The organism is Zooshikella ganghwensis DSM 15267 (genome assembly GCF_000428585.1).
Classification (GTDB): domain Bacteria; phylum Pseudomonadota; class Gammaproteobacteria; order Pseudomonadales; family Zooshikellaceae; genus Zooshikella; species Zooshikella ganghwensis.
The window spans coordinates 1-14,144 of sequence record NZ_AUAF01000056.1 but is presented as its reverse complement, the minus strand read 5'-3'; the positions used below and the strand labels follow the sequence as shown (position 1 = coordinate 14,144).

The window sequence follows — 14,144 nt, the reverse complement described above, 5'->3', positions numbered from 1 at the left end:
GTTGTTTAAAGGTTGGGCCGATACGTTAAAGAGATAAAGGTATTAATACCATCGGTTTCGTAAGGAATATTATTATTTAAATCCTCTACGTAGTCTTTATCAAAAAGGTTATTTATTTTCCACTCAATACTGACTTCATCTGTCAGTGCATAAGCCTGGACTAGGTTTACGGTTGCATAACCAGGTAGCGTTACGTTGTCCGAACCTATGTTTTTACGTTTACTTTGGCCTTGCCATTCAAAACCTAGGCTATATAGCCCAAAGTTTTTATGGGTCACAATGGAAAATTGTCTACGACTTCGGTTAGGTAAGGTTTGCTCTTTGCTTTGGCCGTCAGTAACTGTGTTTTTGTCAACAGGGTCTAAAATTGTAAAGTTGCTATCAATTTGCCAGCCTTGCCATAGGGTATTGATAGCAAGCTCTACGCCTTTAATTTGCGCTTTTTCGCTGTTCTCAGGTTTACTATTTTGGAAAATAATCATATCGTCAATGTCAGTTTTAAACACGTTCATTTGCCACTGAGTATGTCCAAAATCTGCTTGTAAACCCAATTCATAGTGTTTGCTTTGTTCGGGATTTAAGTCAGGATTACTAAAGTTAGGATAATATAAGTCATTAAAAGATGGTGCTACAAATGCTTCACCGTAGCTGGCTGTTACCTTAAAAGTATCGTTAATTGGCATACCCCAAGCAAGGTTTCGAGTGTTGTGCTTGCCAAACTGTTCATTATCATCTTGACGAAAACCCAGCAGGATTTCATGTTTGCCAAGTTGTAACTGGTCTTGAATAAACCAGGCACGGTTTTCACGTTCATCTTCATCATAACTAGTTGTTGAGCTTAAATGATCATCACTGTAATCAAAGCCGAAGGTGATTAATTGGACTGGAGACAGTTGTATATTATTCTGCCAGTTAAATGCTCGACGTTTAGACTCTAACAAAAAGTTACGGCCAATATGATCTGTCCTGTCATCAGATTTATCGGTGGTAAGGCCAGCACTGATTTTAATGTCCCATTGTTGAGTAAGTTGATGGCTATAATTTGTATTAACTGTTTCGAGAGTGGTTTCGGTATAAACTGGGCTATCTACTAGATAAGCATTGTCATACTCCGCATCAGCTTTTTGACGCATGAGCTGCAGGGCTATTTGGCTATCATTATTGAGCTGATATTGAATATTCCCTGTAAAAGACTTGTTGCGATAGCCATCATTTTCATTACTTAAGTCACCATGCCAACGGTTAAAGCCTTCTGTCGTATAGTAGCTCGTTTTTAGCCCATAATAGGCATCTCCCTGCTTACCTTTTATCCCAGTCATATATTGCTCACTTTTATGAGAGCCAAATCCAACCTTAAAAGAAGGTTCTATGGGTTTTTCGCTGTATTGCTGTGTGAAAATATGGATGACACCGGCAAGAGCCTCTGACCCATATAGCACGGAGCGAGGACCTCTGACAACTTCTATACGTTCCACTTGGTTAATATCAATTGAGGATAAAGATGCTTTGCCACTGGTAGCAGTATTTATTTTTATGCTGTCGACGAGCACTAGAACTTGTTTGTCACTTGAGCCTCTAAAGAACAGTTTTGATACTGTGCCCTTACCTCCCGTTGTAGTAATGTTTACACTTGGAATGTGTCGAAGTACATCGAATATGTCCTGTGCTTGTAAGTGTTCAATATCTTGTCGGGTAAATACATTCACAGGAGCTAAAGAGTCAGTTATCACTTGAGGTGTTTTTGTAGCAGTGACAACCATATTGGGTAGGTGGTAACTGTCTTCTGCTTGGGTAGGGGCGGTATAATACAGGCTGAAAAAAGAGATTCCTGTAATGAGTGTGCTGATTTTATTCATTGAGTTCTCAAAACCATGTACTGCTGTTGAGTGGCTTTGAGAAGGGCAAACAGGTAACAGCAGTCGGATAATATGTAATGTATACACATTCTGACAGAGGCTCGTTAAAGATCCCAAGAAAAGGGAAGTACCTGTGGGTGAAGCCCTCCGCATCACCTAACGTAGGTTATAGGCCGGTATCCGGGCTTACAGACTGTTGTATATGAAACAACAGCTACCACATCCTTCCCATGCTGATGAGTTATTACTCAGTAAGCACAGTGGATTTTGGGTATTTAGGTGGTCTTATCACCTAGACTGTTTACCGTTGCGGGGGCAGCGTTGGCTTGTTAGAACCCAGCAGGCTCTAATTACCACTCTTCCCGTTTAACCAATAATGTAATGGCACCTATAACACATTGTATGTTGTAAAAAAGCGCTATATTGAGAGCAATGCTGGCTTGAGTCAAGTATACCCCTCGTGAGTTGTTGTTTGGGGATTGAGTACGAATTAACTATGTCTATTTTTAAATCTGACGATAAAGTATTTTGGTTACGCTTTGCTAGTACAGCATCTGTCGTAACGGCTATTATGCTGATCTTGGTAAAATTAGTTGCCTGGGTGGTAACAGACTCAGTGAGTATTTTGGCTTCTCTCATCGACTCGTCACTGGATGCGATGGCATCCATCATTAATTATGGAGCAGTGAGTTACTCGTTGAAGCCTGCTGATGAAGACCATCGGTTTGGTCATGGTAAAGCAGAATCTTTAGCGGGACTCGCTCAATCTATGTTTATTATGGGATCAGCATTAGTGCTGATTTTTCATGCAGTAGGGCACTGGCGGAAATCAATGGTGGTTGAAGCGGAATGGGTTGGTATTAGCGTAAGTATTTTTGCTATTCTGCTTACTTTTGTATTATTGGGTATTCAACATATTGCGGTTAAGCTAACTGGCTCCGTTGCAATAAAAGCAGATTCTTTGCATTATCGAATGGATGTGCTGACTAACTTAGCGGTTATTGCGGCATTGGCGTTAACGGCCATGGGTATCCATCAGGCAGACAGTTTGTTCGCGATTGCAATAGCCATTTATATGGTTATGAGCGCCAGAGAAATTCTAGTGGATGCAATTAATCGATTAATGGATCGTGAACTTCCTGTCTATACCCTGACCCATATTGAGTCTTTGGCTTTGGCTGTACATGGCGTTCGTGGTATCCATCAGTTACGGACACGACAGTCAGGGATGATACCAATAATCCAGATGCATGTTGAACTGGATAAGGATTTAACCTTAGCACAAGCCCATGCAATTGCTGATAATGTTGAAGCAGCGATTCAAGCCGATTACCCTGATGCAGATATTACTATTCACCAAGACCCTGTTTAATAATTACACGACTTTGACTGGATAGTTTGTGCTGTACGATAGCGACTGGGTGTTATGCCAGTCCATCGCTTAAAGCTGCGCTGAAATGAGCGTACTTCATTAAAGCCCAAGTACTCAGCAACTGTCTGAATTGTCATTGCACTTTCTTTCAGTAGATATTTAGCTTGCTCCATCCGAACCAAATCAAGTAATTGCTGAAATGTTGTTTGCTCACTTTTTAAGTGGCGATGTAACGTCCGAGTGGTCATTCCCAGTTGTTTAGCAATCTCCTCTTTTGTGAATACGGCATGACTAGAAAGCTGTTGCTGTATAATGGCTTTTACGCGTGCGGTTAAGTTGGCTTGGGGGGTGAGCGTTGCAACGACATGTTGTGCATGTTGCTCCAAGGTTTTCAGTAATGCCGGGCTGGCTTGTTGTAAAGGTGTGTGCAGATCGGTAAGGGCTATATCCAGGCTATTTTCAGGCTTGTTAAAATAGACTGGACAATTAAATAGCTGCTTGTACTCCTGATAATCGGCTTCTACAGGGCCATTATGAGCAAAGTGTACAACAATAGGAGTACGCTCAGGCTTTCCTGTAATCCAGCGAGCGTAGTGGGTCCATGCAGCAAAACAATGCTCAACCATATGTCGTTTGATTGTTGGGTGTGTATAAATACATGACCAATTAATACGTAATCGATCAGGCAAGTAGTCTAAGGATGTGCTACCCATATCGCCTACTAGCTTTTCATAAGGTGTAATTCGCAGAATAGCATCGTTTAAAGTGGCGCAGTTCATAGTGATGTAGCCGAGCACATTGTAAGACGCTGGTTGTATAAATTGAGCCGCGTGCAGTCCAAAAAGCTCATCGTTTGCTTCATCGATTAATGCGAGTAGTAATTGTTGTGCCTTCCAGCCAGGAAATCGCGCAGCGGTATCTGTACAAGGTATAATACTTAGCTGCTTTAAAAGTTGTTGGGTGTTGATATCTAATTGATGGGCATAATGTAGGTAGGGTAATAAGCTACCCCATGACACTTCACCTAATAATGAGCTGGCCTCAATTGTTACTTTATGTGGCATTTTTTGACATTATCTTTGGTATTTATTCCCGTTAGTATATATCCAAAAGTGGTGCATTTTGAATAAACCACACATTTAGAGTGATGGTGCAAAAGCGAGATAAGATATAAACATGATAAGATCATTTTTAGTTTGGCTATGAACTAAAAATACAATCATATACCCATAATGGATGGATATACCCAATATGAATGGTTTTTAGGTGCGGCCATCGAATAACGAAGCCCCATGAGCCTATATTAATAGGTGATTGGGGTGAGGAGTGAAGATAACAAAACCTAGAAATCATTCGTGAAGGGTATAGTTATAAATATTAAAAACAATAAAAAAGCTGAATAGGCCATGTAATAAAGTCTTTTATGTCTATTTTTCGTCATTATTATTCAAGCCTTTTAGTTGACTGATGTGAGCTATCGATAGGGAGGTTCGTTATGCAGAGGTGGAATAGTTGGGGAGAAGCAGGCCATGACTACCCGCTTCCTGAGCATGCACTTCACTATTTAGCGGATTTAATTGGTCCAGGTTATCCTCTTGAAGAAGCTCTGCTGGAAACGGTGTCTACCAAGGTTGCAGAAAGTCGTTTGGCTAATCATTCTTTAGTTAATAAAGACCCAGAGGTTCGTGCATGTTATGCCAGAGGGCATAGTTTTGCTGACTGGCTGGCTAAAAAAAGTGGACAAATTGAAACGGTGCCTGATGGCGTCGCTTTTCCAGAAAGTCGTGATGATATACTTCAGTTGTTGGAATGGGCAGAGCAAATGGACTGCAATCTTATTCCGTATGGGGGCGGTACTAGTGTGGTAGGACATATTAACCCTCAGGCAGGTGCAAGACCTACTTTAACTGTCAGTATGTCTCGTTTAAGCCAGTTGCTTGCACTGGATAAAGAAAGTTTATTAGCAACATTTGGTGCAGGGACTACAGGTCCACAAGTAGAAGCTCAGCTACAGGCTCATGGTTTTACGTTGGGACATTTTCCTCAGTCATTTGAATACTCAACGTTAGGTGGGTGGGTCGCCACACGCTCAAGTGGTCAGCAATCTTTGGGTTATGGACGCATTGAAACGCTCTTTGCTGGCGGTCGTTTAGAAACATTCCAGGGTAGTTATTATTTACGTCCATTTCCTGCGGAGTCTGCTGGTCCTGATTTAAAAGAATGTGTTTTGGGCTCAGAAGGGCGTTTAGGCATTTTATCTGAGGTGATTGTTAATATTTCCCGACTACCTCGGTTTGAAGCATTTTATGGATTATTTTTCCCTGACTGGCAGGCAGGTATTGCAGCCTGTCAACAAGCGCTACAACAACGTATACCTTTATCGATGCTAAGGCTGAGTGCACCGGAAGAGACGGAAACTTTTTTGCGGCTATCGGACAAACAAAATGCAATTCGCTGGTTAGAAAAACTACTTGTAATGCGAGGAGCTAAAGCAGGGCGGTGCCAGTTACTAGTTGGTGTTTCTGGGGAAAAAGCGCAATGTCATCATGCCTGGAAGCAGTTACGTCGCATCAGTCGTTTTTATGGTGGGGTTAATACTGGGCAATTAATTGGCCAACAATGGCAACGCCATCGTTATCGAAATCCTTATTTGCGAGAGACCCTATGGCAAGCAGGCTATGGTGTTGATACGGTAGAAACAGCGACTCAGTGGTTACATATTGATTCATTACGTCAAGCGATGGAGCAAGCGCTTCGTAGTGCTTTACACGATGCTGCTGAGCAGGTGCATGTTTTTACCCATATTTCTCACTGCTATGCCCAAGGCGCAAGTTTGTATACGACATTTGTATTTCGACTTGGAGAAACCTATGACATTACTTTAGCACGCTGGCAAAAATTGAAAGCGGCAGTAATGCAAGCCATTGTAACGCATGGCGGGACCGTCAGTCATCATCATGGAGTGGGAGTTGATCACCGTACATTTCTACCTTCAACAAAAGATGAACAACAGTTGAAGGCTATTTCAGCGTTATGTCAGCACTTTGACCCAAATGCAAGACTATGTGCCCATAACTTATTACCACCAAATTTCGATACTTTGCTAACAGCAACTGGTCCAACAGCATCTGGTGATTTATCCCATGTACTCAAGGACACTACAGATGTTGTCGCCTGATTATTTAAAAAAACTTTCCACCCCAAGCTGGGATGTGATCGTAGTTGGTGGAGGTATTACAGGAGCAGGTATTTTACGTGCAGCGGCACAACAAGGGTTACGCTGCTTGTTGATTGAGCAGCGTGATTTTGCTTGGGGCACATCGAGTCGTTCCTCAAGTATGGTGCATGGAGGTTTGCGCTATTTGGGAAGTGGAGACTGGAAGTTAGCACGAGACTCGATTAACGAGCGTGAATGGTTGCAACAATCTTTACCTGGACTTGTCAACTTCATACCTTTTTTAATGCTGCATAAGCCATGGCAATGGCCTACACATCATGCCTTTCAGTTATTGTTAACTTGTTATGATCGATTAGCTGGGTATCGAACGCGTCAGTGGTTTAATAAATTAAAAATACGGCAATTACTGCCTTGTGTATCGTCGGCTTGTGTGAGTGGTTCAGGTTTTCAAGATGCTCTAACTGATGATGCACGACTGGTTATGCGTGTGTTGCAAGAAGCCAAAAATGATGGGGCTGAGCTGTTAAGCTATACGCGTGTTGATGAGCTGGTGTATAGAGACAATCAGGTTGTGGGTGTAAAAGTTTGTACTGAAGCCAATAAGCAGGCAGTACTTGAGGCCACGGTCGTGGTTAATGCGACAGGTGTTTGGAGTAATAAACTAGCGTCATTAGCACCGGGATTAACGCTAAGACCTTTACGAGGAAGTCATTTGACTTTTCCTGCTTGGCGATTGCCTGTTCCCGCTGTGGTCAGTTTTTTTCATCCTCAAGATCATCGTCCCGTTTTTATTTATCCTTGGAATAATGCAACGATTGTTGGTACAACGGATCTCGATGAGTCCCAAAAACTTGATAAAGAACCAAAAATATCATTAACAGAAATTGATTATTTACTATCAGCGGCTAATAGCCAGTTTCCTCATGCGAAGCTTACGGCAAGTGATGTATTAAGTTGTTGGAGTGGGGTTCGACCAGTATTGAGTCAAAAACGACAGCGGAAGCCTTCTAAAGAGTCTAGACATCATATGATTTGGCAAGAGCCAGGGCTTATTTCGGTTAGTGGTGGAAAGCTGACAACCTTTCATTTAATTGCAGAGGAGGTTATGACGTTAGTTGCCCAATACTGCCCAGATGCGCAACCAGTGTCCATACACACATCACCATGGCTGAGAACACCATCAATTTCCAATCAGTGGTTGCGTTACTTAAATCCACAACAGTTGCAGCGTTTATTCGGATACTACGGAAAAGCAGCAAATGAATTACTTACCTGTGCGAAAAAAGAGGAGCTGAATACCATAGGTGCATCTCATACATTATGGGCGGAGTTGAAGTGGATATTGATGCATGAGTGGGTGATACATTTGGATGATTTACTGTTGCGTCGAACTCGTTTAGGCTTATTACTTCGTAATGGTGGGGATGAATATTTTCCTCAAATTAAATACTACTGCCAACAATTGTTAAGCTGGGATGATCTGCGCTGGCGGCAGGAAGTGCAGCGATACCAGCAGATCTGGTTGCGTGCTTACCAATTACCTAATGTAAGTTAACTTCATTGTGCCTTTTGCAACAACCTCTTAGCAGTGCATAAAATACTGAAGCTGTTTTCTATCATGTAATTAGAGAAAGGCATGAGAAAAGAATCGTTCGTATTGGCAATAGATTGTGGTACGCAAAGTGTTAGAGCAATGGTTTTTGATAAGCTCGGAACACTTTTGGCAAAGCAGCAAATTGCATTACACGCTTATACATCACCCCAGCCAGGCTGGGCTGAACAGCATCCTGATTATTTTTGGCAGCAACTGTCAACGGCTTGCCAACAACTTTGGCAAAAACACCCTGATTATCAATCACAAATTTCAGGGCTGGCCTTAACCTGCCAGCGAGGTTCAGTGGTTTTTCTTGATAAGCAGGGTATGCCATTACGGAGTACTATTTTATGGCTTGATCAGCGACGAGCTACTCAACTGTTACCTTTACCAACTTACTTAAAATGTGGCCTGGGCCTATTGGGGTTGTCATCAACATTAACGTATTTACAAAGTAAAGCTCAAGCAAACTGGGTAAGGCAACATCAGCCTGAAATTTGGAGTAAGACGACTTATGTTGTCTATTTGTCTGGTTACTTGTTGTATAAACTAACGGGGGAATGGGTTGATTCAACAGGAGCGATGGTCGGTTATTTGCCGTTTGATTATAAGCGTTTACAGTGGGCTAAGAAAGGGTCATGGCGTTGGTCACTAGCTGGTGTTTCTACTCAGCAATTGTCAAAATTATATGATCCAGGTACATTATTAGGTCATTTGTCTCCGCAAGCTGCTGAGGTGATTGGCTTAAAGGCTGGATTACCAGTATTTGCTGCCGCTTCTGATAAAGCATGTGAAGTATTAGGTGCAGGGGCATTTTCCTCAGAAATTGCCTGTCTAAGCTATGGAACTACAGCGACGATTAATACAACCCAACACCAGTATGTTGAGCCTATTCGCTTTATTCCTCCGTATCCTGCAGCCATTCCAAAAGCCTATAATACAGAAATAATGGTGTATCGCGGATTTTGGATGGTAAGCTGGTTTAAGCGAGAATTTGGTAAGGAAGAGCAGCTTCGTGCTAAGGAGCTTGGTGTTCCTGCGGAAAAACTATTTGATGAGTTATTGGCTAAGTCTCCTCCTGGGGCGATGGGCTTAACGTTACAACCCTATTGGTCTCCTGCGTTGAAACAACCCTTTGGTAAAGGCGCAATTATTGGGTTTGGTGATGTTCATACGCGTGCGCACCTATATCGAGCTATTGTTGAAGGACTAGCCTATGCGCTGCGTGCAGGAAAAGAACAAATTGAAGCACGTAGTGGGATCACCATAAAGTCAATACGTGTATCAGGTGGTGGGGCGCAAAGTGATGCTGTTTTGCAGTTAACGGCTGATATTTTTAATTTGCCTGTTAAGCGGCCTCACACAATTGAAACATCGGGGTTAGGCGCAGCCATTAATGCTTATGTTGGATTAGGTGTTTACTTAAGCTATGCTGAGGCGATTGCAGCAATGACTCGATGTGATAAAACATTTTTGCCACATACGGAAAATGTTAAGTTATATAATGCACTTTATGGTAAAGTCTATAAAAAAATGTTTGGTAGGTTACGACCGTTATACAAAAATATCCAGCAAATTACAGGCTATCCTTCATATTAAGATGTTTGATATTATTGGCTAAACACCATTTCTAATAGGTGTATCTAAACACCTCTGTCTTGATTTACAAACAAGACTTCATCATAGGCAAAATTATATGCCCATGATGAAAGTTTGTGAGTAAAATGTCGGGCTAAATACTTAGCGAGTAGATTTTTTTCTGTTTAATAGTAGACCTAATCCGCCGAGCATTAATAAAGCAGGTGTTGTAGGTGTTGGAACTTGGGTAAAGGATAATGCATCCATCCCCCAAACTGTAGGAGAATGGGTTTTAATGACAATTTGGTCTATTTGAGACCAGCCTAACTGGATATGTGTTGCTTGCGTATCATTTAACGTAAACATACCACTGTTGAAGATCTGCTGCCCATCACGCCATCCTTCAAAGCTTATTAAGCTATCATTGCTATCGCTAACCCAATAACCACCGTCAAAATTAATTAAACTGTTTCCTAGCCAGCGCATGATAATATCATGGCCAGAAAAATTCAGTACAGCATTTACACCGTCTATCGCTGCATTTTTTAAACCATTTGCTTGTTGGCTTGCGTCAAATACTAATGATGGCCCATCACCACCGAATGAAAAACCACCGTAGTTATTTATAACGTCTAAATTGCTACCAGGATTAATATCTTCAAAACTGAGCAGACCTGCATGCGCTGAAGTGGCACAAAGAGCAAAGGTTAATCCAGCAATTTTTTTATAGACTGACTTCATCCATGACTCCTTATATGTATTATTATTTAAGTGTCTAGCACGTTTGTTGTAATAAGAGTGCTATTGTCAATCGCTCTGTGGCGATGGATTCGTTCCGCATAAAGCCCTATGGTAAGGGGATATAAAATTTTGGTTCAAGACATTTATATCATTATAATTTACTGCTGTTAGGTCAACTAATACAGTGTAAATTATGGCGTTTTATATTAGTTTTTATTTACTCTCTAAGCGAATCATTTTTTAGACTTTGCTGCCGATGTTGTTCTTAACAGTCCAGTCTATCCCCAATAAAAACATTCACAAAGGATGAGAGTGATCAATATGAATATTTTAAAATATAGGTTGTGGGTGAAACTTGTACGATAATGCAAACTCTTGTTGTTGTACAGCGATAAACATTAAAGTAGAAGACACTTGTTCGATGTTAAAACAACAAAATAGAAAAATAAAGTTTTAGCTTGGTATTGTGTGTTAGGTATGGCTGGTATAAATTGAAAGGGTAAAATAAAACTATAAAGTTATATACCCTACTCTGTGGGTATTGAAGGGATATACCCGTAAAAAATTTAGAGCAATAAAAATAATCCGCGCAACGATATGGAGGACATCATGCGCAAAAAACTTCTTCCGGCAATGATTGCAATATTGGGGGGCACGTCAGGCCTAGCGACAGCTGATACGAGCACAACAGCCGCTATGTGTGACCAAACGATTAACCGTATGCCTTGGCAGTTAATGGAATGTGTTAATGCATATGGTGTAAAACAACACCTGCAAATGTTTCAAACGATCGCAGATGCTAATGGTGGTACTCGTGCATCTGGTACCAGTGGCTATGATCAAAGCATAGATTATGTTGTTAATTTAATGTCATCTGCAGGTTACGATGTAAAAGTTCAGCCTTTTGCGTTTACTTCATTTGAAAAGCTTGGTGCATCGACCATGGTGCAAACAGCGCCAGATTCAAAGGATTATAAAGAAGATACTGATTTTAAAGTAATGACACATTCTGAACCTGGAAATGTGACTGCACCTGTAGCACCTGTTGATATTCATCTCGGTCCTAATAATAATTCAACCAGTGGTTGTGAAAAAGAAGATTTTGATAATTTCCCAGCTGGTAGTATTGCGTTGATTCAGCGTGGTGCATGTGCTTTTGGTTTGAAAGCTGAAAATGCAGCAGCTGCTGGTGCAGTAGGGGTTATTATTTTTAATCAGGGAAATACCGAAGATCGTAAAGGCTTAATGAGTGGTACTTTAGGTAGTAGTTACAGTGGCGGTATTCCTGTTATGTTTACTACCTATGACGTGGGAGAGTCACTGGTACATGCTCGCAGTCCGCAACTGCAGATGTTGGCTAATGTGAAGCGTATTGCTACCGAAACGTACAATGTCATTGCAGAATCAAAGGGTGGTAATCCAAATAATGTGGTGATGGTAGGTTCTCACCTGGATTCTGTAGATGAGGGACCTGGTATTAATGACAATGGCTCGGGAAGTGCTGGGATTCTGGAAATTGCGTTAAAAATGCAATATCTGATGCCTAAGAATAAATTACGGTTTGCTTGGTGGGGCGCTGAGGAGTCAGGCTTAGTTGGTTCTACACATTATGTGCAAAACTTGACAGAAGAAGAAAAAGATAAAATAGCCTTATATCTGAACTTTGATATGATTGGTTCTCCAAATTATTTTAATGGTATTTATGATGGAGATGGCTCATCTTTTGGACTTGAGGGGCCTCCAGGTTCAGATGTGATTGAACATACCTTTGAACGCTTTTTTAATTTATTCGGTCAACCTTACCGAGGCACTGAAATCAGCTTCCGGTCTGACTATGCTGAGTTTTTTAATGAAGGTATTGCCTTCGGAGGCTTGTTTACTGGTGCTGAAGGTATAAAAACAGAGGAAGAGGCCAGACGTTTTGGCGGTGAAGCTGGTAAGGCCTATGATCACTGTTATCACCAGGCGTGTGATGATATCACTAATATTAATGATCGGGCGCTTGATATCAATGTTGATGCTGCTGCTTTTACCACACTGATCTTTGCATATTCAACCAAATCACTTGAAAATACGACAATTCAACCTCCTTTACGGGCAAATAACATGCGTCGTACAGTGCCCGCTAAGAAAATAGAGCCAGAGCGTTGGGGGAATGACTGGATAAAATAATCACGCTGGCGCAAGGTAAAATCATGTGGCGAGCGGCTGTTAGGGCCGCTCTCCTCTTTTTAGGCGTGCCTCAATATCTTCCAGGCATGACTGAATATCGCTAATAGTATCTACAACGTAATGAGCACCTGCTCGATAAAGACTGAGTGTTGCTTCGCTGCGAATTTTATCTCTTTCTGTGTTACTCAGCTGGTTCCATTCATTGATGGAGCGGTTATTGTATTCTCCGCTAATGGCCGTGCCTATTGTCCACATACCGGCATTAAGACCTTCTTCGATACCCTTAAGACTATCATCTACTTTTACACAAGCTGAGACGCTCAAAATATCTAAAGCAACAGCACAGGTAAGGGCTAGATGAGGGGCTGGTCGAGGTTGGCTAACATCCGCGGCACTCACCCAGTGGTCAATTTTTATACCTCCTTCAGCCAGTTGTGGAATGAGATCACTGGCAATATCTCGACAGTAATGAGTGCAAACCCCTACCTTATAACCTTGTTTTCGTATGAATTGGAAGACAGCTTTGCTGTCAACAGGTAATGACAGCTGCTGACTTGCACACACTATTTGCTGTGTTCTTAACTGTATATTCAGTTGTTCAAGCTGTTTTTCGTCAGGTAGGGAACCTTGATGTTGTTGCCATTGGTTTTTAATAGACTCTATCGCAAAAAGATACTTGAGTTGGGCCAAATCAGGTAAGTCTGCAACAGCCAGTAAAGTATCGGGTGGTAGCTGTATCTGATACTGGTTAAAAAGCTGTTGTAGTGCTTGACCATTGGCTTTAGCGCCAAAATCTATCAGTGTTCCTGTCATATCAAAAATGACAGCTTGTATTTTGCCGCAGTATTTGCGGTGATAGTTGAGATGCATTGGGGCTCTCCCATTCATGTGTCTAACACAATCCGATGTGTTGTCGGGCATTCACTAGAGCCTTAGGGTGCGTGAATTGTGTTGTTATTATGATCTATTTTTGAACATTGCATGCTTGCTAAATTCTATAATAGACGGTTTTAAGTGAGTCGGCATAAACAATAATTACCTAAATCAACAATAAATTATGATTAGACAGTCAGGTAAGCCGAGGAAAATGTTATAAAAGCTGGCATGCTGTCAATAGGTTTGGAGAAACTTAGCTATAATATGAAGTAATTATGAAGAAGAATTGAATTCTGTATGAATGAAAGCTCTTTTATGACTCAATATCCATAGCAAGGTAACAAGTCTAGTATTAAGTAGGCAATTTTTGAATAATGACTAGTGTAGTATAAAAAACAAACATAGATGATTGGCTACACCTTGAAAAATCGTGTTAAGTAGAAGTAGGCATTTAAGGCTAGTTTCTTCTAGCAAATTACAAAAGTCTGCTATTCGTTATTTTAACGCGATGCTCGACTTTTATTAGTTTGAAATGACAACCCCTGACCCCAACCTTTGTTTTGCCGAAACAAATTCAAAGGGACAGGGGATGTCAGTAGAAGAGTTTATCATAGCAGTTTATTGCTGGGTTGATGATACCTTTAATGATTTACTTAAAGGCCAGCGATTACGTGAACGAGGGACTATGCCTTCCCTTTCTGATCCTGAAGTGATTGCAATGGAGCTCATCGGCGAGTTTTTTGGGCTAGATGAAGATACACATATCTGGCGGTATTT

Annotated in this window: 9 protein-coding genes, 1 pseudogene and 1 riboswitch; of the genes and pseudogenes, 6 read left to right on the top strand and 4 right to left on the bottom strand. The window is 41.3% G+C overall.

All coding sequences use genetic code 11. The features are described from left to right. Positions 1-5: 5 nt before the first annotated feature. The gene (locus tag F607_RS0113335) at positions 6-1,856 is read right to left on the bottom strand and encodes a TonB-dependent receptor domain-containing protein (protein ID WP_169719798.1); all 1,851 of its coding nucleotides are present in this window, start codon (positions 1,854-1,856) and stop codon (positions 6-8) included. Between the two features lie 154 nt (positions 1,857-2,010). After that, positions 2,011-2,263, bottom strand: a riboswitch (cobalamin riboswitch). Positions 2,264-2,352: 89 nt separating this feature from the next. Here F607_RS0113335 and F607_RS0113330 point away from each other — a divergent pair. After that, positions 2,353-3,228, top strand: a complete 876-nt coding sequence (locus tag F607_RS0113330; protein ID WP_038291302.1) for a cation diffusion facilitator family transporter — start codon at positions 2,353-2,355, stop codon at positions 3,226-3,228. On the opposite strand, the gene F607_RS0113325 is transcribed toward F607_RS0113330, so the two are convergent. After that, on the bottom strand, positions 3,225-4,292 hold the full coding sequence (locus F607_RS0113325) for an AraC family transcriptional regulator (RefSeq protein ID WP_051311464.1): 1,068 nt from the start codon (positions 4,290-4,292) through the stop codon (positions 3,225-3,227). The two genes, F607_RS0113330 and F607_RS0113325, sit on opposite strands and share 4 nt — an antisense overlap. 431 nt (positions 4,293-4,723) lie before the next feature. On the opposite strand from F607_RS0113325, the gene F607_RS29665 reads away from it, so the two are divergent. From F607_RS29665 to F607_RS0113310, 3 genes are all read left to right on the top strand, one after another. Then, entirely contained in the window at positions 4,724-6,406 is a 1,683-nt protein-coding gene (locus F607_RS29665; RefSeq protein ID WP_084611235.1) for an FAD-binding oxidoreductase, read from the top strand. Further along, positions 6,393-7,961, top strand: coding sequence for a glycerol-3-phosphate dehydrogenase/oxidase (locus F607_RS0113315; protein ID WP_027708482.1), 1,569 nt, complete (start codon positions 6,393-6,395; stop codon positions 7,959-7,961). The genes F607_RS29665 and F607_RS0113315 overlap by 14 nt, the downstream gene beginning before the upstream one ends. A gap of 81 nt (positions 7,962-8,042) precedes the next feature. Next, positions 8,043-9,599 carry an FGGY-family carbohydrate kinase gene (locus F607_RS0113310; protein WP_027708481.1) on the top strand — a complete coding sequence of 519 codons (1,557 nt, stop codon included), beginning with the start codon at positions 8,043-8,045 and terminating at the stop codon, positions 9,597-9,599. 141 nt (positions 9,600-9,740) lie between these two features. Here F607_RS0113310 and F607_RS0113305 read toward each other — a convergent pair whose 3' ends face one another. Beyond that, the gene (locus F607_RS0113305; protein WP_027708480.1) at positions 9,741-10,319 is read right to left on the bottom strand and encodes a PEP-CTERM sorting domain-containing protein; all 579 of its coding nucleotides are present in this window, start codon (positions 10,317-10,319) and stop codon (positions 9,741-9,743) included. Between the two features lie 609 nt (positions 10,320-10,928). On the opposite strand from F607_RS0113305, the gene F607_RS29660 reads away from it, so the two are divergent. Then, the gene (locus F607_RS29660) at positions 10,929-12,491 is read left to right on the top strand and encodes a M28 family metallopeptidase (RefSeq protein WP_038291300.1); all 1,563 of its coding nucleotides are present in this window, start codon (positions 10,929-10,931) and stop codon (positions 12,489-12,491) included. A 39-nt stretch (positions 12,492-12,530) separates the two neighbouring features. Here F607_RS29660 and F607_RS0113295 read toward each other — a convergent pair whose 3' ends face one another. Further along, positions 12,531-13,361, bottom strand: a complete 831-nt coding sequence (locus F607_RS0113295; protein WP_027708479.1) for an HAD-IA family hydrolase — start codon at positions 13,359-13,361, stop codon at positions 12,531-12,533. A 595-nt stretch (positions 13,362-13,956) separates the two neighbouring features. On the opposite strand from F607_RS0113295, the pseudogene F607_RS29655 reads away from it, so the two are divergent. Continuing rightward, a pseudogene (locus tag F607_RS29655) lies at positions 13,957-14,144 on the top strand (IS982 family transposase); the annotation flags it as partial.